Source organism: Pseudoalteromonas sp. A41-2, assembly GCF_015767615.1.
GTDB classification, from domain to species: domain Bacteria; phylum Pseudomonadota; class Gammaproteobacteria; order Enterobacterales; family Alteromonadaceae; genus Pseudoalteromonas; species Pseudoalteromonas lipolytica.
The window spans coordinates 1,280,170-1,303,761 of the sequence record NZ_CP065231.1 but is presented as its reverse complement, the minus strand read 5'-3'; the positions used below and the strand labels follow the sequence as shown (position 1 = coordinate 1,303,761).

15 protein-coding genes and 16 tRNA genes are annotated in these 23,592 nt (G+C 41.7%); 19 read left to right on the top strand and 12 right to left on the bottom strand.

Features of this window, described 5'->3' with window-relative positions:
- The first annotated feature begins 55 nt into the window (after positions 1 to 55).
- The 7 genes from rsxA to nth are packed head-to-tail and all read left to right on the top strand — an operon-like array spanning position 56 to position 6,880.
- Positions 56 to 637: an electron transport complex subunit RsxA gene (gene rsxA, locus IT970_RS06055; protein WP_036969494.1), complete on the top strand. Its 582-nt coding sequence runs from the start codon at positions 56 to 58 to the stop codon at positions 635 to 637.
- 1 nt (position 638) lies between these two features.
- Complete coding sequence (gene rsxB, locus IT970_RS06050; protein WP_196857678.1) at positions 639 to 1,193, top strand: electron transport complex subunit RsxB; 555 nt, start codon at positions 639 to 641, stop codon at positions 1,191 to 1,193.
- 8 nt (positions 1,194 to 1,201) lie between these two features.
- The gene (rsxC, locus tag IT970_RS06045) at positions 1,202 to 3,823 is read left to right on the top strand and encodes an electron transport complex subunit RsxC (protein WP_196857677.1); all 2,622 of its coding nucleotides are present in this window, start codon (positions 1,202 to 1,204) and stop codon (positions 3,821 to 3,823) included.
- Complete coding sequence (gene rsxD / locus IT970_RS06040) at positions 3,820 to 4,875, top strand: electron transport complex subunit RsxD (RefSeq protein WP_036969501.1); 1,056 nt, start codon at positions 3,820 to 3,822, stop codon at positions 4,873 to 4,875. The genes rsxC and rsxD overlap by 4 nt, the downstream gene beginning before the upstream one ends.
- Positions 4,875 to 5,510 (top strand): electron transport complex subunit RsxG, encoded by a 636-nt coding sequence (gene rsxG, locus IT970_RS06035; protein ID WP_036969504.1) that lies wholly within the window; start codon positions 4,875 to 4,877, stop codon positions 5,508 to 5,510. The genes rsxD and rsxG overlap by 1 nt, the downstream gene beginning before the upstream one ends.
- Entirely contained in the window at positions 5,510 to 6,208 is a 699-nt protein-coding gene (locus tag IT970_RS06030) for an electron transport complex subunit E (protein ID WP_036969507.1), read from the top strand. The genes rsxG and IT970_RS06030 overlap by 1 nt, the downstream gene beginning before the upstream one ends.
- A 39-nt stretch (positions 6,209 to 6,247) precedes the next feature.
- Positions 6,248 to 6,880, top strand: coding sequence for an endonuclease III (gene nth / locus IT970_RS06025; protein WP_182396258.1), 633 nt, complete (start codon positions 6,248 to 6,250; stop codon positions 6,878 to 6,880).
- Positions 6,881 to 7,069: 189 nt separating this feature from the next.
- On the opposite strand, the gene IT970_RS06020 is transcribed toward nth, so the two are convergent.
- Positions 7,070 to 8,605, bottom strand: a complete 1,536-nt coding sequence (locus tag IT970_RS06020; protein ID WP_196857676.1) for a S10 family peptidase — start codon at positions 8,603 to 8,605, stop codon at positions 7,070 to 7,072.
- An 839-nt stretch (positions 8,606 to 9,444) separates the two neighbouring features.
- On the opposite strand from IT970_RS06020, the gene IT970_RS06015 reads away from it, so the two are divergent.
- The 3 genes from IT970_RS06015 to gloA all read left to right on the top strand — a co-directional run bounded on the left by IT970_RS06015 (position 9,445) and on the right by gloA (position 12,940).
- On the top strand, positions 9,445 to 11,352 hold the full coding sequence (locus IT970_RS06015) for an aminotransferase class I/II-fold pyridoxal phosphate-dependent enzyme (protein ID WP_065978844.1): 1,908 nt from the start codon (positions 9,445 to 9,447) through the stop codon (positions 11,350 to 11,352).
- A 117-nt stretch (positions 11,353 to 11,469) separates the two neighbouring features.
- Complete coding sequence (locus IT970_RS06010) at positions 11,470 to 12,501, top strand: serine hydrolase domain-containing protein (RefSeq protein WP_196857675.1); 1,032 nt, start codon at positions 11,470 to 11,472, stop codon at positions 12,499 to 12,501.
- Between the two features lie 40 nt (positions 12,502 to 12,541).
- Complete coding sequence (gene gloA, locus IT970_RS06005) at positions 12,542 to 12,940, top strand: lactoylglutathione lyase (protein ID WP_036969520.1); 399 nt, start codon at positions 12,542 to 12,544, stop codon at positions 12,938 to 12,940.
- Between the two features lie 21 nt (positions 12,941 to 12,961).
- Here the strand turns inward: gloA and IT970_RS06000 are convergent, their stop codons facing one another.
- Entirely contained in the window at positions 12,962 to 15,193 is a 2,232-nt protein-coding gene (locus IT970_RS06000) for a HAMP domain-containing hybrid sensor histidine kinase/response regulator (RefSeq protein ID WP_118844166.1), read from the bottom strand.
- Positions 15,190 to 16,272, bottom strand: a complete 1,083-nt coding sequence (locus IT970_RS05995; protein ID WP_036969526.1) for a sugar ABC transporter substrate-binding protein — start codon at positions 16,270 to 16,272, stop codon at positions 15,190 to 15,192. The genes IT970_RS06000 and IT970_RS05995 overlap by 4 nt, the downstream gene beginning before the upstream one ends.
- Positions 16,273 to 16,810: 538 nt before the next feature.
- On the opposite strand from IT970_RS05995, the gene IT970_RS05990 reads away from it, so the two are divergent.
- Complete coding sequence (locus IT970_RS05990) at positions 16,811 to 17,824, top strand: IS110 family transposase (RefSeq protein ID WP_065979998.1); 1,014 nt, start codon at positions 16,811 to 16,813, stop codon at positions 17,822 to 17,824.
- A gap of 553 nt (positions 17,825 to 18,377) precedes the next feature.
- Here IT970_RS05990 and IT970_RS05985 read toward each other — a convergent pair.
- From IT970_RS05985 to IT970_RS05945, 9 genes are all read right to left on the bottom strand, one after another.
- Positions 18,378 to 18,453 (bottom strand) — tRNA-Glu (locus IT970_RS05985).
- 182 nt (positions 18,454 to 18,635) lie between these two features.
- Positions 18,636 to 18,711 (bottom strand) — tRNA-Glu (locus IT970_RS05980).
- Positions 18,712 to 18,893: 182 nt separating this feature from the next.
- A tRNA-Glu gene (locus IT970_RS05975) sits at positions 18,894 to 18,969 on the bottom strand.
- Between the two features lie 94 nt (positions 18,970 to 19,063).
- A tRNA-Glu gene (locus IT970_RS05970) sits at positions 19,064 to 19,139 on the bottom strand.
- A gap of 94 nt (positions 19,140 to 19,233) precedes the next feature.
- A tRNA-Glu gene (locus IT970_RS05965) sits at positions 19,234 to 19,309 on the bottom strand.
- Between the two features lie 94 nt (positions 19,310 to 19,403).
- Positions 19,404 to 19,479 (bottom strand) — tRNA-Glu (locus tag IT970_RS05960).
- A 94-nt stretch (positions 19,480 to 19,573) separates the two neighbouring features.
- Positions 19,574 to 19,649, bottom strand: a tRNA-Glu gene (locus IT970_RS05955).
- Positions 19,650 to 19,778: 129 nt separating this feature from the next.
- Positions 19,779 to 19,854 (bottom strand) — tRNA-Glu (locus tag IT970_RS05950).
- A gap of 38 nt (positions 19,855 to 19,892) precedes the next feature.
- Positions 19,893 to 19,968, bottom strand: a tRNA-Ala gene (locus IT970_RS05945).
- A 647-nt stretch (positions 19,969 to 20,615) separates the two neighbouring features.
- Between IT970_RS05945 and IT970_RS05940 the strand changes: the two genes are divergently transcribed.
- From IT970_RS05940 to IT970_RS05905, 8 genes are all read left to right on the top strand, one after another.
- Positions 20,616 to 20,691: transfer RNA gene (locus IT970_RS05940), tRNA-Val, on the top strand.
- A gap of 34 nt (positions 20,692 to 20,725) precedes the next feature.
- Positions 20,726 to 20,801: transfer RNA gene (locus IT970_RS05935), tRNA-Val, on the top strand.
- A 46-nt stretch (positions 20,802 to 20,847) separates the two neighbouring features.
- Positions 20,848 to 20,923, top strand: a tRNA-Val gene (locus IT970_RS05930).
- Between the two features lie 38 nt (positions 20,924 to 20,961).
- Positions 20,962 to 21,037, top strand: a tRNA-Val gene (locus IT970_RS05925).
- Positions 21,038 to 21,080: 43 nt separating this feature from the next.
- Positions 21,081 to 21,156, top strand: a tRNA-Val gene (locus IT970_RS05920).
- A 35-nt stretch (positions 21,157 to 21,191) separates the two neighbouring features.
- A tRNA-Val gene (locus IT970_RS05915) sits at positions 21,192 to 21,267 on the top strand.
- Positions 21,268 to 21,305: 38 nt separating this feature from the next.
- A tRNA-Val gene (locus IT970_RS05910) sits at positions 21,306 to 21,381 on the top strand.
- Positions 21,382 to 21,945: 564 nt separating this feature from the next.
- Positions 21,946 to 23,580 carry a response regulator gene (locus tag IT970_RS05905; RefSeq protein ID WP_036969529.1) on the top strand — a complete coding sequence of 545 codons (1,635 nt, stop codon included), beginning with the start codon at positions 21,946 to 21,948 and terminating at the stop codon, positions 23,578 to 23,580.
- Positions 23,581 to 23,592 lie beyond the last annotated feature (12 nt).

Sequence of the window (23,592 nt, the reverse complement as noted above, 5' to 3'; positions counted from 1 at the left end):
TGTCAGCCTCCAGAAAAAAGGATAATGACGTTGTTTTTATTCTCGTGAGGCACGCATGACAGAGTATGTCTTGTTACTGATTGGTACCGTACTAGTCAACAACTTCGTTTTAGTTCAGTTTTTAGGTTTATGCCCGTTTATGGGTGTATCAGGTAAACTCGACACTGCTATTGGTATGTCTTTAGCGACAACCTTTGTGCTAACACTCGCCTCTGTTACCAGCTATCTGGTGAATCACTATATTTTGATTCCACTCGATATCGCATTTTTACGCACCATGAGCTTTATTTTGGTGATTGCTGTCGTTGTGCAATTTACTGAGATGGTTGTTAGAAAAACCAGTCCAACTTTGTATCGTTTGCTCGGTATATTCTTGCCTCTGATCACAACAAACTGTGCAGTGTTAGGTGTTGCCCTTCTTAATATCAAAGAAGACCATTCATTCTTACAATCAGCCGTGTATGGTTTTGGCGCAGCAGTTGGTTTTTCAATGGTGTTAATTCTTTTTGCCGCATTACGCGAACGTTTAGCTGTTGCAGACGTTCCTTCACCATTTAAAGGTGCATCGATTGCGATGATCACCGCAGGTCTGATGTCGATGGCCTTTATGGGTTTTACAGGATTAGTGAAGTTTTAATATGACCTTGTTTTATGCCTTAATTGCGCTAGGTTCATTAGCGCTAATATTTGGTTTGATTTTAGGATTTGCTGCCGTACGTTTTCGGGTAGAAAGCAACCCTATCGTTGATCAAATTGACACCATATTGCCACAAACTCAATGTGGACAATGTGGCTACCCTGGTTGTCGCCCTTACGCAGAGGCGATAGCGAATGGTGACGAAATAAATAAATGCCCGCCGGGCGGCGAAGCCACGGTAAAAAAACTGGCAGATTTAATGGGGGTTGAAGCAAAACCTCTTGCTGGCGGCGAACAAGCAGAGCCAGTAAAAACCGTTGCATACATTCGAGAAGACGAATGTATTGGCTGTACTAAATGTATCCAAGCCTGCCCTGTTGATGCCATTATTGGTGCGACCCGTCAAATGCATACCGTACTCATTGACGAATGCACTGGCTGTGATTTATGTGTTGAACCTTGCCCAGTTGACTGTATTGATATGCTGCCTGTAAAAGAAACCAAACAAACTTGGAAATGGCAATTAAATGCAATCCCTGTGACTCAGGTAGATTAGGAGCGCAGATGGAAACGTTAATAGAACAAATCAAACAAGGTAAAGTCTGGCCATTCGCTGGGGGGATTCATCCACCTGGACAAAAGCAACAATCAACATCACGTGCAATTGAGCGACTAGAGCTGCCAGATAAATTAGTTGTGTCACTAAAACAACATATTGGTGCCAACGGCAAATTAATCGTAGTAAAAGGCCAATCAGTTCTTAAAGGTCAAGCGTTAACGAAACCTAGCGGTAACTGGTCAGTGCCTGTACATGCGCCTACTTCTGGTGTGATCACAGATATCTGCCCGATGCCATCTGCACACCCATCAGCGTTGCCTGAGCTCAGCGTCATTATTGAACCAGATGGCAAAGATACATGGTGTGAACTAAACCCTGTTGATGACCCTAAAGCACTCTCACATGATGAGCTAGTCGATATTATTCATCAATCAGGTATTGCAGGGATGGGGGGAGCTGGTTTTCCCACTTATGTAAAAGCAGATACGCGAAAAAGCATTGAATTTTTAATTGTAAATGCCGTTGAGTGTGAGCCATACATCACTGCAGACGACATGTTAATGCGTGAACATGCACACGGAATTATCGCCGGTATTGAGTTAATGCAGCACTTGCTCAACCCAACACTGACAATCATAGGTATTGAAGATAATAAGCCAGAAGCTATTGCAGCAATGCAACAAGCAGCAAAACATAATGAGTCTATCATTGTTCAAACTGTCCCTACTGTTTATCCTTCTGGCGGTGAAAAACAATTGATAAAATTGCTAACAGGCAAAGAAGTACCTAGCGGCAATATTCCTGCTGACATTGGTATGTTAGTGCACAATGTAGGCACCCTGTTTGCAATTAACCAAGCGGTTTATGAAGGCAAGCCATTAATTGAACGCGTGGTCACAGTGACTGGCAATACAATCCATAAACAAGGAAATGTATGGGCGTTACTTGGCACTGAAATAAAACACTTACTAGATTGCCAAGGCTTTTCACCGGTGCCACAACAACGAGTTGTCATGGGCGGCCCTATGATGGGCTTTACCTTACCAACGGTAAGAATCGGCATTGTAAAAACCACAAACTGTATTTTAGCCCCTGATCATCAAGAGCTGGCTGAACCAGGAGACGAAAAAGCCTGTATTCGTTGTAGTGCCTGTGCTGATGCCTGCCCTGCTTCGCTATTACCCCAACAGCTGCAGTGGTTTGCTAAATCAAAAGAATACGACAAGTTAAATGAGCATAACCTATTCGATTGCATCGAATGTGGAGCCTGCGCCTATGTCTGCCCAAGTGAAATTCCACTTGTGCAATACTACCGAGTTGCTAAAGCCGAAATCAAAGAGCAACAAGCAGAACAAATAAAAGCTGAGCGCGCCAGAGAGCGCTTTGAAGCACGCAAAGAGCGTTTAGAGCGCGAGCAAGAAGAGCGACAAAACCGTCATAAACGCAAGCCCGCGACGAAGTCGAGCGATGAAAAACAAAAAGTGGCTGATGCCCTCGCCCGTGTTAAACCAAAATCTGACGATAAAGACAGTAAATCAGCTGTTGCAGCCGCTATTGCCCGTGCCAAAGCGAAAAAACAAGGCGCAGAACTGGAACCAGATAATTCTGAAGTAGCTAAAGAACGTGCTGCACGTAAAGAGCAAGCGCGTAAGTACAAAGAGCAAAAAGCGCTAGAGCAAAGTGAAGAAATCGTCGATAAAGACGATAAGAAGTCAGCTGTTGCAGCGGCTATTGCCCGTGCTAAAGCGAAAAAAGCAGCACAAGCCACAGAAGCTGATAACGCAACCAATGCAGAGCCTGCAGCCGTTGACGGTAAAAAAGCGGCCGTAGCGGCGGCGATTGCCCGTGCTAAAGCGAAAAAAGCAGCGCAAGCCACTGAAGCTGATAACGCAACCGATGCAGAGCCTGCAGCCGTTGACGATAAAAAAGCGGCCGTAGCGGCGGCGATTGCCCGTGCTAAAGCGAAAAAAGCAGCGCAAGCCACTGAAGCTGAGAACGCAACCGATGCAGAGCCTGCAGCCGTTGACGATAAAAAAGCGGCTGTTGCAGCGGCGATTGCCCGTGCGAAAGCAAAAAAAGCAGCGAGAGAGCACGCTGAAACTGAGAACGCAACCGATGCAGAGCCTGCAGCCGTTGATGATAAAAAAGCAGCTGTTGCAGCGGCGATTGCCCGTGCTAAAGCAAAAAAAGCGGCACAAGCCACTGAAGCTGATAACGCAACCGATGCAGAGCCTGCAGCCGTTGATGATAAAAAAGCGGCCGTAGCAGCGGCAGTTGCCCGTGCAAAAGCGAAAAAAGCAGCGAAAGAGCAAGCCGAAACTGAGAGCGCAACCGATGCAGAGCCTGCAGCCGTTGACGATAAAAAAGCGGCCGTAGCAGCGGCAGTTGCCCGTGCAAAAGCGAAAAAAGCAGCGAAAGAGCACGCTGAGCAACAAGCAAAAAGCGAAAGCGCAGACACCCACGGTACTGACGCTCACTCTGATGATTCAAGTACAGATGAATCTGAAGCACAGCAAATAGATAACACGCCTGAATCAAGCGAAGACAAAAAGAAAGCGGCGATTGCACGTGCAATTGCTCGCGCTAAAGCTAAAAAGTTACAACAAGAAGGAACCGATAAGTCATGAAACTAACCATGGCCAGTTCGCCGCATAATCATAGTACCAAATCATTAAGCCGCTTAATGATCACCGTGATTGCTGCGTGTATTCCAGGTTTAATAGCCCAAGTTTACTTTTTTGGCACTGCGGTATTAATTCAGCTTGTGCTCGCGTTACTGACTGTCAGTGCCTGTGAAGCGGCTGTTCTGTTACTTCGTAAACGCAAAGTATGGCCAACATTAAGTGATGGTAGTGCTTGGCTTACAGCTGTGCTATTGGCGCTTAGTATCCCACCTCTTGCCCCATGGTGGATTATCGTAATTGGTTGCCTATTTGCTATTGTCATTGTTAAACAACTTTATGGCGGGCTTGGTTTTAACTTGTTTAACCCTGCAATGGCGGCATATGTATTATTGCTTGTGTCATTTCCTGTGCAAATGACAAGCTGGCTGCCAGTAAACGAACTGCTCGCAAACCCAATTAGCTTTACACAACAACTATCCGTTATTTTTAACGGCTTTACCTCTGCTGGATTTAGTGTTGATCAGCTGCGTGTTGCAATTGATGGCACAACAATGGCAACCCCTTTAGATACGGTTAAAACCGATGTGGCTCACCACCTAACAGTGTCAGAAAGTATGAGCAAACCACTGTTTAATGATTGGTTTGGACTTGGCTGGGGCTGGGTAAACTTTGGTTTCTTATTAGGTGGTTTATACTTATTAAAAGCAAAGATAATAAACTGGCATATTCCTGTCGGCTTTTTAGCATCTCTTATACTGTGCAGTGGTATTGGTTATATTGCAGCGCCAGGCACAGAGCCAGGCGTGGTATTTCATCTATTCAGTGGTGCAACCATGTTAGGCGCATTTTTTATCGCGACTGATCCTGTTTCGGCATCAACCACCAATAAGGGCCGCTTAATTTACGGTGCCTTAATTGGTTTACTTGTTTACTTAATTCGTACCTTTGGTGGTTATCCAGACGCGGTGGCATTTAGTGTTTTGTTATTAAATATGGCTGTGCCGTTAATTGATTACTATACACAACCACGTACTTACGGCCATGGAGTGAAATAATGATCCTTTCCTCAATGACTAAAAATGGTGGCATTCTTACTGTTTTTGCACTGCTTACCACAGGGGCTGTTGCACTGACACATAGCCTGACGGCTGAGCGTATAAGCGAGCAAGAAAAAAAGCAACTTGCAGAGCAATTACAGCAAGTGCTTGATGCCCATCACTATGACAATCAACTATATAAAGATTGTGTGATCATTACAGATGAACGTTTAGGACCTCGTCCTGATCAGGTTATTTACCGTGCTTACAAAAATAACGAACCCTATGCTTTAGTCATGCGCCATGTCACACCTAGTGGCTACAGCGGCGATATCAACTTACTAACAGCCGTATTTGCTAATGGCGATATTGCTGGCGTGCGTGTCACAAAGCATGAAGAAACGCCCGGTCTCGGCGATAAAGTCGAAATAAAAAAATCGGATTGGATCACCCTCTTTAAAGGCCAAAATGTGCTAGGTGACGATGACACACGTTGGGCCGTTAAAAAAGATGGCGGTCAGTTTGATCAGTTTACTGGGGCAACAATTACCCCTCGAGCGGTCGTTGGCTCAGTCAAAAATGCGGTGCTGTTCGCAAAAGCTGAGTTTGATAACCTATTTGCTGCGCCAAATTCATGCCAAGGAGCACAGTAATGAGCGAAATCAAAACCTTATTTAAAGAGGGTATGTGGGCAAACAACCCCGCCCTCGTGCAATTACTGGGCTTGTGTCCTCTGCTGGCCGTAACATCAACCATTACAAATGCGTTAGGCCTTGGTTTAGCAACCTTACTGGTATTGGTTGGTTCAAACATCACTGTCTCTATTGTGCGTAACTGGGTGCCGAAAGATATACGTATTCCCGTTTTCGTGATGATCATTGCAGGGTTTGTTACCATCGTTCAGCTGCTTATGAACGCCTACACATTTGGTCTGTATCAATCATTAGGTATTTTTATTCCACTGATTGTAACCAACTGCGCAATTATTGGCCGAGCAGAGGCATTTGCCTCTAAAAATACCGTGCCTCTTTCTGCATTCGATGGCTTAATGATGGGACTTGGCTTTATGTTGGTGCTTGTTGTGCTTGGCGCTATTCGAGAATTAATAGGCCAAGGCACGCTGTTTGATGGTGCCGACTTATTACTTGGACCATGGGCAGAAGTACTGCGCATTGAAGTCTTTAGCTTTGACAATCAGTTCTTATTAGCAATTTTACCTCCTGGCGCTTTTTTAGGGCTTGGATTATTGATTGCGGCAAAGAATGTGATTGATACACAAATAAAATCTAAGCAAGTTGTTACTCCAGAAGTAGAAAAAGGCCCTCGAGCCCGAGTAACGAGTTTAACTTAAAGGAGAGCACGCACCGTCACTGCGTGCTTAACACTCACCATGAATAAAGAAAAACGCTACGAGATCCTGTCTCGCCTCCGCGCAGAAAACCCTCACCCAGAAACTGAGCTTGAATACTCAAGCCCTTTCGAGTTGTTGGTTGCGGTTACCCTATCAGCTCAAGCAACGGATGTTGGTGTAAATAAAGCGACCCGTAAGCTTTTTCCTGTCGCAAACACGCCCCAAGCTATTCTTGATTTAGGTCTTGAAGGCCTGCGTGATTACATAAAAACAATTGGTTTGTTTAATTCTAAAGCCAATAATGTCTATAAAATGTGTGAAATTCTGGTCAATAAACACAACGCTGAAGTACCAGAAAACCGCGAAGCCCTTGAAGCCCTACCGGGCGTGGGTAGAAAAACGGCTAACGTTGTTTTAAATACTGCTTTTGGCTGGCCTACCATTGCCGTAGACACGCATATTTTCCGTGTTTCTAACCGTACTAAGTTTGCCATGGGTAAAGACGTCGTTGCAGTTGAGCAAAAACTAGAAAAAGTCGTACCTAAAGAATTTAAAGTCGATGTGCACCATTGGTTAATACTTCATGGGCGCTACGTGTGTACTGCACGTAAACCAAAATGCGGCAGCTGTATTATCGAAGACTTATGTGAGTTTAAGGATAAAACAGAGTAATAAAGTTTGCTTTGCTAACTTAAAAAGTGGTCGCGCTGAATGCGCGGATAATGTCGCTAATGTGTCAGTATAATCGCTAATTTGTGAGAATCTATCAGTATTGCAAACTCACCACTGCTATTTTCCATCCTGAGTTCATTCGCTAATTGTGCCAAACACAGGCTTTGACACAATTAGCTAGGCCTATTATTAAGGGTTTTGGCTCAACTGTTTTTTAATAAAGTCTCGCGTATCTTTTAAAAGCGACACTCTTGCTGGTTCGTGAACATACATCATGTGACCACCGTGATAATAGTAGTAATCAATTTTATCAGCGTTTATACCGTGTCTGTTTAAGGTGTATTCAGCATCAAAAAATGGTGTGACCATATCGTAATACCCAGAGGCAACCATAACTTTCATCTGTGGATTACTGCGAAGGGCATACGATAAATCTGGCGCAGTATTCACGTATTTTGGCTCCCAGCTTTGTCCATCAGGAGCCGTACGCCAGCGCCAATTATCAGATAATTCAGGGTCAGATGGATTTAAGTATTTTCTTTTCCACTGTACCTTTAAATCCGTGTGCATATATTTCATGAGTGCTGCTTTGTAGGCCGGTGCTATGGCTTTCGACGCATCTTGCGTAGGATCAGCGGATAGGTCGTCTCTTTCATCAAGCTTATAACGTCCATCGAGCAACCCAACGGCGACGCCCTCGTCACGCAACAACTCTTTAGCAAATCTAAACGCGTTGATGCGCAAATCAGTTCGCTCTATGTATTGTTTGCTAAGGCCTGTATAACGTTGTAATCCCTCAACAATTCGCGCTCTTTCAGCTGTGCTAAGGGTATTACCTTTAAATAATGCGGGCAGCAATTCATCAACGGCAAATTGTCGACTCGCATCAATAAACGCTTCAAAACTTCCTGATGTATCAACTTTTTTATGGTACCAAGCTGTCGCAGCTAATGTTGGTATGTAAGTAATGTAAGATATAATATTGTCGTCTACATAAGGGCTTGAGCCTTGGTAATCCAAAGCTTGGGACACAAAAATGATGCCATTTACATTAATAAGGTGTTTGTCCATGAGCACTTTAGAAACAGCTGCCGCTCTAGTCGTACCATAGCTTTCTCCTAATAAAAATATTGGCGCGTTCCAGCGATTTTCTTTCGTCAGCCACTGCGCAATAAAATCAGCAATGGCGGATGTGTCTTCATTCAACCCCCAAAAGGCTTTGCTTTCAGTTTCACCTAATGCGCGAGAGTACCCTGTGCCAACGGGATCAACAAACACCATATCAGTCACATCGAGAATCGTTTCTGGCGCATCTTTTAATTCATAAGGAGCAGCTCCTGGATGCGCTGCGTCGCTTGGTACAACAACGCGTTTAGGCCCGTAAGCGCCCATGTGTAACCAATTAGAAGATGAACCAGGGCCACCATTCCATATAAACGTAACCGGTCTGTTCTCTTTGTCGTCTGCGACAATGTAATCAAATGAAAAGACAGAGGCGGTAGGTCCTTCGTCTTTGTTCAATAAATAGGTTTCACCGGCTACAACTTTGTATTTCAGTTTTTTGCCATTAAAGGTGCCTTTGTGCTGTGTAACAAATTGAGTGGCTTCTGTTATCAGTTTCTTACTGTTGTTTGAAGCTGATACTTCCTCTGCATACGCCACGTTTATACTCAACGCGCTTAATGTAAATATGACCACTGTTTTGAAATTTTTAAAATACGCCATTCTTTACTCTCTTGGTTGTTTACTTTTGTTTTTATCTGTATCGAGTGGGAGTGCTTTTGTCACTCGTTCTTTATCGCTGAGCATTTTTCAATTAGGCAGTCATCCTCCCACGAGTCAAACTTAGAAGCGTGTAAGCTCCCTCTGTTTACACTTGGCAATGATGTAAAAAGTTGCATTATCGTGTTGCTCACTCAGGATAGCCTCTGTGGTGAATACCCTATGCCATCGGGTCCATTTCCTGTGGGCAGTTCAAATAACGTTTTGCCAGAGACTATATCAATTACAAGCACCTTATTTTTTTCATAAGCAGACAAAAACAAAGTACGATCATCAGGATGAAAAACCACACCTTTTGGCCCCGTCCCCTTCTCAAATACGATTTGATGCAATATTTCCAACGAAAAGTACACAAATCAAATAATACATCCACTTCATTTTCTGCTCCCTATTCTTAATAAGCTTAATTTTCGAATTAGGTATAATTAAGCCCCCTCTAAGGAAAATATATTTTTCTGCCTTCCTAACACAAGTGCGGCGATATAAGTTGTCTGCGTTTAGTTGTATATAATTACAGCAATCTCGCCAGAAAATAAAATATATGTGTTCAAACTCACTATTCTGTTTGCTAATACATAAAACACTTTCCTTGCTAAGGTATTACTAGTATCGAATGATTGTGAGTGATTCCAACTTGTACTCGAATTAAAAACATGAAATTGCACAAACTCTAATCTCAAAAGACTCGAAACTAATAGCACAATAATCAAAGTATTAATTTCACAAGCCACCATCCTTTCGTTATGCTGTTGAGTATTGTGAAAATTTTTATGAGAATTGCTATGTTACCTTTACTTCGTATCTTGTTAATTGAGCAAGACCCTGCCACTTTGCAAGAGCTGTCAACGAACCTTGCACGAACAATCCCTAATTTTGAGCGTAGTGATGTTGATATCGATATTATTGAGTGTAATGAGCTCAAGCAGGCATTAACATGTGTAGAAGAAGATGGTGATATTCAAGCTGTGGTACTCAGTTGGGATGTACTGAACAATAGCGAACGAACCTATAGTCGCTTTATAGAGCAGTTAAAAGGGATCCGTCTTGAGCTGCCAGTGTATGTTATTGGCGACGATACTAAAGGGTTAGAGATCGTTAACGAGTCAGAAGAAATTGAATCTTTCTTCTTTAAAGATGAAGTAATTTCGGACCCCGAAGCAATCTTAGGTTATATGATCAACGACTTTGATGACAGATCAGAAACCCCATTTTGGACAGCCTACCGTCGTTATGTCGGCGAAGCGAATGATTCATGGCACACACCCGGGCACAGCGGTGGTTCTAGCTTTAGAAATTCTCCCTACATCAAAGATTTTTATCAGTTTTATGGCCGTAATGTATTTGTTGGCGACCTGTCGGTTTCTGTTGATTCGCTTGGTTCATTGTCAGACAGCACCAATACCATTGGCCGCTCACAAGAGTCAGCTGCTGCGACATTTGAAGTTAAGCATACTTATTTTGTCACCAACGGTTCATCCACCTCGAATAAAATTATTTTGCAAACGTTGCTGCGTAAAGGCGATAAAGTGATCATCGATCGCAATTGTCATAAATCAGTACATTATGGCATTTTGCAATCAGCTAGTTTACCCATTTATTTGTCGAGTATTTTAAACCCTAAATATGGCATCTTCGCGCCCCCCTCATTAGCAGATATCAAGCAAGCGATTGAACAGAATACTGACGCAAAACTGCTTGTTCTCACCGGTTGTACCTACGATGGCCTTCTTAGTGACTTGAAACAAGTGGTTGAGTTTGCCCATCAACATGGGATTAAAGTGTTTATCGACGAAGCGTGGTTTGCGTACTCGCTTTTTCACCCAAGTTTACGCTACTACTCTGCCATTCATGCAGGCGCTGACTATGTAACCCACTCTGCACATAAAGTCGTGTCGGCGTTTTCTCAGGCGTCTTATATTCACGTAAACGATCCTGATTTCGACGCCGATTTCTTCCGCGAGATCTACAGTATTTACGCCAGTACATCACCTAAGTATCAACTTATTGCCTCGCTTGATGTGTGCCAAAAACAACTAGAGATGGAAGGCTATAAGCTACTGAATGCCTTGTTGAATCATGTCGCAGAGTTCAAGCAACAGATGGCGTCACTCAAGTATATAAAAGTACTTGGAAAAGAAGATTTTATGGAAATTTTCCCGCATTTTAGTGGCGATAACATGGGTCACGATCCACTAAAAATTCTTATTGATATTAGCGAATTGCCTTATTCATTAAAGGATATTCATAAATTCCTATTGGATGAAATTGGCCTAGAAATAGAAAAATACACGCACAGTACAATATTGGTTTTACTGACACTTGGCGGAACGCGTTCTAAGATCATTCGTCTTTACAATGCATTAAAGAAACTAGACAGCGGAAAAGTAAAACTGGCTACATCGATGAGACGTACACGCTTACCAGAGAACTTACCAGCCATAGACTTAGCATGTATTCCAAGCGATGCGTTTTACGGCGAACGCGAGTCTGTGCCTATTAGTAAGAGTAACAACCGCATTTGTGCCGGATTAGTGACTCCTTACCCGCCTGGTATTCCACTTTTAGTGCCAGGCCAGCATATCACTGATGAGCATATAGAATATCTAAAAGAATTAGCAGGACAAGGACTGACGATTCAAGGGAGTTTTGATGGCGAGATCTATGTTCTTAAAGGTAAGGTGAAAAAGTAAAAAAGGCTATTAATACCGTCAAGTACCTTATCACTATTCAGCAATGCCACACGGTATTGCTCAATAGTAGATTAAAAACAGCCCCACACACCACAAAATAAACGAAGCGAGAATGCAATGATACAATTGAAGAACAAAAAAGCGCTCAGACTTATGCGCGTTGCAGCTCTTATTGTTACTCTCACTAGCATATACATTTTTGCCCCCTGGCAGTTTGCCATATATTACTTTCAGCCACTTCCCGCCAACATTCAAGCACAAACACAAGAGGCTATTGAACAAGGAGTTGATGGCATTATTGTGTATGTTCATAAACAAGGAAACCAACCTGAATATTTTGCACAAGGTTGGCATAATCGAGAGCAAAAAATCCCCGCTTATGCGACTGCGTTGTTTAAAATTGGGAGTATCCGTAAGCTGTATGACGCATCAGCTTTAACAAAGCTTGTGTCTGCAGGGCTGATTGATATCGATAAAACACTGGCTGATTATCTTCCATCGTTAGTTGGACGCATTCAAAACGCAGATAAAATCACCTTACGAATGATGGTACAGCACAGAAGTGGCATTCCCAATTACACAGATACTAATAACTTTGATTGGTCAATCGCCTACCCCGATCCGCTAGCTTTGGTGCTAGACACCCCTGCTGACTTTGATCCAGATACAGATTATGGTTATTCCAACACAAATTACCTGCTACTGCGAAAAATAATGTCTACTGTGCTGGGTTATGATCATAACCAATTTATTAAAGATGAAATTTTAACGCCATTGGGCCTAACGCATACGTTTTCATCAGTACATGAAATCAATTTAGTAGATTTGATGAGTGGTTATTACGTGGGTTATGAGAATGATTTTAAAGCACTCGATCAAGGCTATGTGGCGACAGCACAAGATGTAGGCGACTTTATTCTTGCTTTAAACAAATGCACTTTTTTCAACCAACAAGAGCAAATTTTGTATGCATCACTTTATAAGTATGAACACACAGGTTGGGTATTAGGGTATTCAAGCATTGCTCGTTATTATAAAGATATCGATACAGTCGTTGTGCAGTTTATAAATACTAATGGCGATGATACTGTGATGCTAGCAGAAATAATTTATAATCGAATTATTGATATTTTAACAGCGCAGCAGTAGCTGCGTTATCAAAAATTTGTGAATTTTAAAGAGGATTTAAATGCGTTTATTACACACAATGCTTCGCGTTGCTGATTTAGACAAATCTATCGAATTTTACACGCAAGTATTAGGCATGAAAGAACTGCGTCGTGCAGATAATGAAGAATACCGTTACACACTTGCTTTTGTTGGTTACGGTGAAGAAAAAGACGCTACCGTACTCGAGCTCACCTATAACTGGGATACTGACAGCTACGACTTAGGCAATGCGTATGGCCACATTGCAATTGAGTTTGATGACATTTATAAAGCCTGCGAAGATATTAAAGCCGCAGGCGGTAATGTAAGCCGTGAGCCAGGCCCAGTAAAGGGCGGCACCACTGAAATCGCTTTTGTTAAAGACCCTGATGGTTATGCAATTGAGCTAATTCAGAAAAAAGACTACAGTCAATTTTAATTGTTTTGGCTATTTCAGTCATTAAATTGACTGAAATAGCCACTTTGCAAGCGCCCGTTCAAGCTCTGTGAAATCGATTGGCTTCGCAATGTGATCGTGTATACCTATTTCCATACTTTTTTCGATATCTTCTCTCATTGCATTCGCACTCACTGCGATAATGGGTGTATTAAACCCTTCTTGCTTCAGCAGTGTTTTACTGGCCGTTAAACCATCCATCACAGGCATTTGAATATCCATTAAAATTAACGCGTAGTTATTCATTGATGCCTTATCACAGGCTATTTGGCCATTTTCAGCAAGTTCATAGCTCAAACCTAATTGCGATAAGTATTTCGTAATAACAATTTGGTTAATTGGGTTATCTTCTGCGACTAACAACGGTGTTTTTATGCTTGAAAAGTCGACCGTTATCGCCGTGTCGAGTTGACTTGTTTTTGCTTTGCTAAGCACGTGTGAGTGGGTTTTAAAACTCACCATAATAGTAAATGTAGTGCCTTCACCAAGCTCACTTTTAAGCGTAATTTCGCCGCCCATTAAATCCACTAAGCCTTTACTTATGGCAAGCCCTAAACCTGTGCCGCCATATTCACGCATGATATTACTTTGCGCTTGTACAAAGGGGTTAAACAAAGCGGTTAATTTATCTTCTGCTATACCAATACCTGTATCAGTCACTGTAAATTCAACTGTTGTCGTGTGAGCATCTTTGTCAATGACATTAATTGATAGAGTAATTTCCCCTTCTTTTGTGAATTTAATCGCGTTTGACAGCAGGTTTATGAGCACTTGCTTAACGCGAATTTCATCACACTCGACGTTGACTGCTTTGAGTTGATTAATATTAAGTTGGCAAGCAATCCCCTTAGCATCGCAGCTGGGTTTAAATAACACAATGAGATCTTGGCATAGCGCGATTAAATTACATTCTCGCGTATCGAGTTCTATTTTATTTGCTTCAATTTTTGAAAAGTCGAGTATGTCATTAATCACTGTGAGTAACACATCGCTGCAGTTATTAATTTGTCTCACAAAATCAGCTTGTTCTGGATTTAATTGGCTTTTTTTCAACAACTGTAAGAAACCAACAATCCCATTCATTGGTGTTCTAATTTCATGGCTCATATTTGCTAAAAACTGGCTTTTAACTTGCTCAGAATGCTCCGCCCTAACCTTCTCTAGCTGTAAAGAAGTGATCTGAATATCAATTGTTTCTGCCATGCTATTAAGTGACTGAGCTATATCTTTAAACTCTTGATAATGGAAATCATCGGTTATTTTTTTGTAATTACCACATGCAAACTCCCGACTCAGTGCAGTAATACGATTAAGTGGATTATGCAAACGTTGCGTTAACCAATGAACCAAAAACAATGACACAACTGAAAGGCCTATAATTAACAAACCTCCAGCTATCGCTGTTTCCTTTACCGCATTGGTATATGCAGTTTCAGCTTCATTAATTCTAAAGTGTAATGCTGTTCGTTCATTATTAAACAGCACGTTACTAATCGACGCACTTCCTGTTAGTAACGCCGTACTTTCAACGACCCCTAAACTGTATAAAACATGATCTTGCACGGTAATTTGTACTTGTTTACCTGATTGGTAAGTAGGCTGCTCATTGTGAACAGCAAGCCACTTTAATGCTTCAGATAACGGAATGAACGACACTAATAACCCCGTTTTTCGGATTGGTTCACTTAACGAGTCTTGCTCGTGTAACAGCGTTGAAGTAATTGCTATTAATGCATTTTGTTTGGCTTCTGTTTGAAAGAGCAATTCATTCAACTGCGGCTTATTAATTACTTGAATGCTATTTTGATTGTTCGAGATCTGCACACTATCGAGAATACTTTTTGTTAGTGCGTAATTTAGCGTTAACGATGTTATTGGGTAACCTTCAACAATAAAGCCTTGATTATCTAAAACAATTGATGCAATTATTTGTGGGTTATCTGTTACAAATTGCTGTAATTGAACCAATGCAAATTGCGAATACACCACGGTATCTGGAAGCTCAGCTATCGCTTTTGTACTACTTAATAACTGACTATTTTTTTCTAATTTGAAGATCAGTTGTTCCAAGCTTGCCGCGTTATTTCTTGCCTGCCATTGTAAGCTTGTTTTAGCTTGTTCAATCGAGTTTAAATAAAAACGCCCGATCATCAAGCCTGCCAGCACCAAAAGCGGAATAATAACCAGCAATAATACACTTGCGAATAATGCTTGGCTAAACCGTGGGCTGTTCATTGCACCTCTTCATTCGCAATTGAGCGCTCTGCGAGTCCCTGCATAAATAAACCTGCTTGTTCGGCAGTCAGCGCACCACTGCCATAACGAGAAAAGCCTTTTGTTAACACTTCCCATGCAATTATCATCGCAGCCGATGATGGCATTGGTTTGGTGTGTTGCAAAGCAGCAAGCAAGGTAAGTAACGTATCATCGTTTTGCTCTAAAAGCTGCGTTAAAACTTGCGTGTTCACTGGGATATCGTGAAGTTTTTGCCAAATTAAATGCTGAAATGGTGCATGTTGCACAGCCTTTGCAAACTTAATTAAGTTGTCTTTATTAGGGCCCTGTAAACTATTATTCGGAAAAGCTAAAACAAACGTTGAGTAGTACGGCTGCATGAAGTGACCATTCAGTTTTGGTAGTGGTTGTACGGCCAACTGCTCCCCCAGTGCTTCTTTGTAAGTATTGAGGGCCCAAGCACCGTTTATAATAAATGCAGCCTGTTGGTTTTGAAATGCGGCATGTGAACAGCTGTAATCACACTCTCTGTCCACGATACCTTGCTGATTTAAATCCCATACATATCGCAGAGCTAATTGCATTGCAGATGTATTCAACAGTACTTTGTCATCAACAATCAGGTCGCCTTCAAATGCGCTTAAAAATGGAATAAACCAATACATTTCCATAAAACTCCAGGTGATTAGTTTCACCTGTTCAGGCAGCATAGGTTTTAGTTTAATAATATCCTGCCAGTCATTTATTTTTTTCTTTACGTACCGAGTGTTATAAAAAAGCAGTAGATGATTACCTTGAATAATGGGAATGCCGAGTAATTGGCCATTTACTCTTGTTGTATCTAAAGTGCGTTTATCTGTTGTTTCAGCTATTAGTGATTCGGGAATAACACTAAAATTAGCGTATTTGTTCAGACCCAGATGGTCAGCAGGAAAAATTACGGCATCGGTGGTTGTCGCACTATTGGCTTGAACAAGCCGTACTTTTAACGCTTTTTGGTCAACCAACACAGAATCAACCGTTAATTCTGTTTGCTCAGCCAGCTCACTTAACAGTTGATTGAAGTTATCATGCTTCATTGTATAGGCCAGCTTAATTGTCGTGGCATAACACGGGAACATTGCCAACAGCACTACCAACCCAAATACTCGCCACACACTCGTATCTACTTAATAAACAGAAAATTATAAATTTAGTTAAGCACACTTGTTTACAATTGCCTAGCTTAATCAGGGGTTTTCTTACATCTCAACTTTGTGATCACTAAACCAACAATTGCAAAACAAATTAACCAAATAATACCATTCCGCTTAATTAAGTGGTCTATTTTGAGGCAATAAAACCGCGTTGATAACAAGGCAAAAATTTAGTTATTTAGTTGTTCTCGGCAATTGCTCCTGCATTGCTCTACCTCCTGCATCCATGCAGTCGTAAATCAGAAATTTTTAACGCAGGTAGCGACTGGTTTAATCACTCAAAATGATTAAGTATTTTTGCGGATTGGTATAAGTATTTTTGCGGATTAATGGAATGGACTCTCTCCACTCCCCAACGGCGTCATAATGCGCCATAGTAGTTTAGGGTAAGTTTTAGCGTAAACAAAGTAGAGAGAGTCACATGAATAAAATAACAATTGGATTAGATATCGCCAAGAACATTTTTCATTTAGTTTGGTTATCAAACTCGGGAAAAGTGCTCAAAAAGAAAAAGCTCAAACGCACTAACATGAAAGAGTATTTTTGTAATTTAGAGCCCGCAATTGTCGTCATGGAAGCGTGTGGCTCATCAAACTACTGGGCACAAAGTATTCAAAACTATGGTCATGAAGTGAAAGTTATCGCTCCACAATATGTAGTCCCTTACCGAAAAGGAAATAAAAATGATTTCAATGATGCAGAAGCGATAGCTGAAGCTTCACAACGAGTGAATATGCGATTTGTGCCAATAAAAAGTGTAGAGCAACAAGACATTCAACTGTTGCACCGTATAAGAGAGCGGCGAATAAAATGTAGAACGGCCTTAGTGAATCAAACCAGAGGCCTCTTAGCCGAATATGGTATTAGCCTCTCGCAAGGCGTTAATCAAGTGAGAAAGTCTATCCCCGATATTTTAGAAGATGCGAGTAACATGTTAACGCCATTGTCTCGTCGATATATAGCCAGTTTGTATGATGAATTAATTGAGGTAGATAAGTTAATCACGGATTTGGATAGCGAGATAAAAGCTTTAAGCCATCAGATAGAGCAGTGCCAGAAATTAGAAACAATGACAGGAATAGGTCCCATCATCGCAACAGCTTTGTATAGTGCAATAGGTGATGGTAAAACCTTTAAAAGTGGGCGTCATATGGCAGCTTGGCTGGGACTAGTTGCCAAACAGCATACGACTGGCGATAACCCCAAGTTAAAGGGAATAAGTAAACGAGGAAATACTTATTTGCGAACTCAGCTGATTAATGGTGCCAGAGCTGCGTTAGTCAAATCGGGGAGTAAAGCTGACAAGGTAAGCTTATGGGCAAATAACCTGCGGGAGCGGCTGCCATTTAATAAAGCAGTGGTTGCATTAGCGAATAAAATGGCGCGAATGGCATGGGCGATGACCGTAAAACAAGAGAGGTACAAATTTGTATAAAAACATTAACCGCAATTAAAAGACAAAAGTTCAATAGCAAAAATTGCAAAGATTGAGATTGACGGAAAACGGTTCATAGCCGTCCTATTTAAACCTGATAATACCAAAGGCTGTTAGAAGCCGTCGAGATTGATAAGGTGATAGGGGCGGATATCCATCAGGGCTAGAGCGGATAAATCTGCTCATAAAAAAGCCGAATATATGGCAGCAATGAACTTTGAAATTCTATCAATTACTGTCTTGCAATCGGAGAGAGTCCATATATGGTATAAGGTCTCCACTCATACTCGTTAACGTCACACCTTTTAAAAACAATGCCTCAAATTAGACATAAATGATGTGTCGCAGGAAGCATTAGAAATAGATTAAAACGGTCTGTCGCAGTGAGAAGTAAAGATCTGTACTGTGATTTTTAAAAATATCAGAGAAAAGTCGAAATTAAATAGCGTAGATAATTGATTTTTATAAGATAAGTATGGGATGTATAAATAGGAGTTTTTGAATTGAATCTTACAGTATTCACTGTGCAATAAATGTAAATTACGCAAGTAAGTGGCGTCCCCAAGGGGATTCGAACCCCTGTTACCGCCGTGAAAGGGCGGTGTCCTAGGCCTCTAGACGATGGGGACGCAGAAATTGGTTTGCAAATCACTGATTTGCTATTTCTGCGTAAGATGAGACCGAGCCTGTTAGGCGAATGGCCTTAGCTTAAACAGAAAGTTTCTGTGTCACTAGGACAACTGAATAGTTAAACTCGATTCAGGCGAGCTGTTTAATAACACAACACCCTCTTTAACACGGTTAAAGTAAGTGGCGTCCCCAAGGGGATTCGAACCCCTGTTACCGCCGTGAAAGGGCGGTGTCCTAGGCCTCTAGACGATGGGGACGCAGAAATTGGTTTGCAAATCACTGATTTGCTATTTCTGCGTAAGATGAGACCGAGCCTGTTAGGCGAATGGCCTTAGCTTAAACAGAAAGTTTCTGTGTCACTAGGACAACTGAATAGTTAAACTCGATTCAGGCGAGCTGTTTAATAACACAACACCCTCTTTAACACGGTTAAAGTAAGTGGCGTCCCCAAGGGGATTCGAACCCCTGTTACCGCCGTGAAAGGGCGGTGTCCTAGGCCTCTAGACGATGGGGACACAAGAATGTGTCACTAGGACAACTGAATAGTTAAGCTCGATTCAGGCGAGCTGTTTAATAACACAACACCCTCTTTAACACGGTTAAAGTAAGTGGCGTCCCCAAGGGGATTCGAACCCCTGTTACCGCCGTGAAAGGGCGGTGTCCTAGGCCTCTAGACGATGGGGACACAAGAATGTGTCACTAGGACAACTGAATAGTTAAACTCGATTCAGGCGAGCTGTTTAATAACACAACACCCTCTTTAACACGGTTAAAGTAAGTGGCGTCCCCAAGGGGATTCGAACCCCTGTTACCGCCGTGAAAGGGCGGTGTCCTAGGCCTCTAGACGATGGGGACACAAAAATGTGTCACTAGGACAACTGAATAGTTAAACTCGATTCAGACGAGCTGTTTAATAACACAACACCCTCTTTAACATGGTTAAAGTAAGTGGCGTCCCCAAGGGGATTCGAACCCCTGTTACCGCCGTGAAAGGGCGGTGTCCTAGGCCTCTAGACGATGGGGACACAAGAATGTGTCACTAGGACAACTGAATAGTTAAGCTCGATTCAGGCGAGCTGTTTAATAACACAACACCTTCTTTAACACGGTTAAAGTAAGTGGCGTCCCCAAGGGGATTCGAACCCCTGTTACCGCCGTGAAAGGGCGGTGTCCTAGGCCTCTAGACGATGGGGACACAAAAATGTGTCACTAGGACATTAAATGATAGTTTGACTCATATCAGAGTAAGGTTGCTAAATTAACATGTAAATACTCGAGATTGACATGTTTAGCGCCTTAGTATTAGCTCACTTACATAAATAAGTGGCGTCCCCAAGGGGATTCGAACCCCTGTTACCGCCGTGAAAGGGCGGTGTCCTAGGCCTCTAGACGATGGGGACGCAGAAACTGCTACCCTAGGACAAACACTATGCAAAATTGGTGGAGCTATGCGGGATCGAACCGCAGACCTCTTCGCTGCCAGCGAAGCGCTCTCCCAGCTGAGCTATAGCCCCGACTTTGCATACACACTACCAACTAATGCTGACGTGTATCGCTGAGTGCGGGGCGCATTCTATGCAGCCCCCCAAATAAAGTCAACAGTTTTTTATCTAACTTTATTTAAATGATTTAAATTTCAACAAGCTGACTAAATAACACCCCGAGGAGAAGCTATTTTATACAATCCACTAATAAATAGCTGAATTTTACATATTAGCGTGCTGTTTAGATTTTATTGTGCCTCAATGAAAGGAGGTTTCGCTTACTAAAAGGTATACATTTATATGGAAAACGGCGATATCTTAATTTTATAACTAAATTGATCATTCTTCCCCTCCCCCACGCCCTTTTAATTAACGTTAAAAAAGAGCACTGCGTTGTACTTATTTATACAACCGACAAATGCATTTACATATAAACAAAACTAACACAGCTCATCCTCGCTAAAGTAATTGACCCCAAACAGCCTAAAAGTCAGCTTGCGTATAGAAGGAAAAGCACTGAATTGCATAATTGTTCATCAAAAAATGTAAAAAAGCCATGTCGTTGTTTATAAAAGCTGCATCTAGCACATTTTTACTCATTCAAGTGTTGACACATTTACAACTCTATCTATAATAGCGCCCCACAACAACGCAGCAATGAGTTGTTTTTTAGATATGGGTCGTTAGCTCAGTTGGGAGAGCATCGCCCTTACAAGGCGAGGGTCACTGGTTCAAGTCCAGTACGACCCACCATTATTAAATGGTGTTCATATCTAAAGTTCTTAATGGGTCGTTAGCTCAGTTGGGAGAGCATCGCCCTTACAAGGCGAGGGTCACTGGTTCAAGTCCAGTACGACCCACCATTTAAATGGTGTAAACTCAACATTAAGAATTTATTGCATGTAATATGGGTCGTTAGCTCAGTTGGGAGAGCATCGCCCTTACAAGGCGAGGGTCACTGGTTCAAGTCCAGTACGACCCACCATTATCTTTTAATGGTACTTCATATTACACAATCTAAATGGGTCGTTAGCTCAGTTGGGAGAGCATCGCCCTTACAAGGCGAGGGTCACTGGTTCAAGTCCAGTACGACCCACCATTAATCCAAGTTTAATGGTGTTCTCATTTAGATTATTCTTCGCGGGTCGTTAGCTCAGTTGGGAGAGCATCGCCCTTACAAGGCGAGGGTCACTGGTTCAAGTCCAGTACGACCCACCATTTCAAAAATGGTATCGCGAAGAAAAAGATTATTTGGGTCGTTAGCTCAGTTGGGAGAGCATCGCCCTTACAAGGCGAGGGTCACTGGTTCAAGTCCAGTACGACCCACCATTTAATCTTTACAAATTAGCCTTTCGGCAATTATATGTGGGTCGTTAGCTCAGTTGGGAGAGCATCGCCCTTACAAGGCGAGGGTCACTGGTTCAAGTCCAGTACGACCCACCACATATAAAACTCTCTTTTCATACTCCATACTCCATACTTTATATTCTAAACTTTCTAAAAGCATCGCCACTCTTTACAAAGACTAAGCTCGATGATTCAAGTTCAGTACAACCCACCCCTATAAAACACTCTTTTCCATACTCCATATTAAAAATTTTCTAAAAGCATCGCCACTCTCTACAAAGACTAGGCTCGATGGTGCAAGTCCAGTACGACCCACCAGCTATAAAACACTCTTTTCTATGCTCCATATTAAAAATTTTCTAAAAGCATCGTTACTCTCTACAAAGACTCGGCTCGATGGTGCTAGTCCAGTACGACCCACCACCTGTAAAACACGTCTAGTCGTTGTGCCATTTTTGATATTCACTAATATAAATATCATCACGTTTGTAGCTGATTGTTAAGCTAATTCTTTGAGATAAAAAGGAAATAAAAAATACGACATAAGTCATGCTATAGCATGAGTCAGGTTTTTAAATTAACTGAAAACCTGTAATTTGCCTTGTCAGCAGCTAGACTGTTTATTATAGTCACTGTTAATATCACTCGATCGCAAGTCCAATGCCTGCAAAGATTTTTTCGAAAGCCAAAATTTTAATAGTTGAAGAGCAACCACTCGCTCAAAGCTACATGAAACAATCCCTCGAAGGATTAGGTTTTCGACAACTGCGCTTTGCTGACCATGCCATTTCAGCCAAAGAACAATGTCAGGACGAACAATTTGATCTCATCGTTTGCTCATTCAATTTAAGTAAGCACCAAGATGGCTACCAACTTTACGAAGAACTTAAAGTTAAACGCTTAATTAAAAACTCCACAGGGTTTATTTTCATTTCAGCCGAAACAAGCGGTTCTCTAGTTCACAGTGTGTTAGAGCTCCAGCCTGACGATTTTTTAGTAAAGCCATTTACCATTTATGAATTAAAAAGCCGTATTGAGAAAGTACTACTACGTAAGCACCACCTTTACAGTGTTTATCAGCTAATTGATGATGAAAATGACTCGAAAGCAATAAAGAAAATCGATGAATTACTACAAAATAAAAGTAATACCTACAGTGCCATTTTATTACGATTAAAAGGTGATGCCCTACTTCGTTTAAATCGAAATGAAGATGCAAAAACATTTTTTAAATCCGTACTCGATATACAAAAGTTTACGTGGGCTAAAGTCGGGTTAGTAGAGGCGCTTATTGCCAATAATGAGCATATTCTTGCTCAACGCATGTTAAAAACCATGCTACAGCGCAGTGAAACTCGCCTTGTGGCCCTTGATTTGTTAGGTCGTTTAGACATTAAACTTAATAAGTTTGATGACGCTCAACTATTTTTTAGTCAAGCTGTTGATATAGCACCAAGAAACATTGAGCGACAAAAAGCACTCAGCCATGTATCACTGTTAAATCATGACTACGAGAAAAGCTACTTAACGCAAAAAGATATCGCCAGTTATGCAAAGCACTCCATACACGATCACCCTGATATATACTTAAATGCAGCACGGGCAGGTATCGATTTTGCTCTGACAACAGATCAAACAGACCAAGTTAATCGTATTGCGAGACAAACAAATCAATATTTAAATGATTTAAAACAACAGTTTCCAAATAGTAACAATCAAACCCAAATTGATGTACTCAACGCACGTTTACATTATTTGAAAGACGAGCATAAAAAAGCAAAGGCCCTAATCGAGCAACTTGATGAGAGTGACAGTCAAATTCGTTCTGTTGATGGTGCGCTTGATAAAGCAAAGGCATTCCACGAGCTCGGTTTTCACAACAAAGCGCAAACACTCTTTAATCAAATTATAAGCCATTGTGAGCGCCATCCTTCGGTAAGTGATCCTGTGTTTCTTCGCTACATTCAACAACAGCAAACTGAACGTCGTGATATCAAAATGGGGCCGAAAGAACTCAATAACCATGCTGTTACGCAATTTAATAAAGGCCAGCTAAATATTGCGCTCGAAGCGTTTACACAGGCCTTTAGAATTATGCCTAAAAACGCCAGTATTGCATTGAATCTTTTACAATGTTTATTCGACTCTAATGCGCAAGGGCAATCATTTAACTTATTGCTAGCAAAAAAATGCTACGCTTTACTTAATGAATACACATTACACGATGAGCAAGCCACTCGCTTCGAAAAAATAAAAGCGCAAGCTGCAAAAATGAATCTTCAGCTATCTGAGTAAATGTTCTCATTA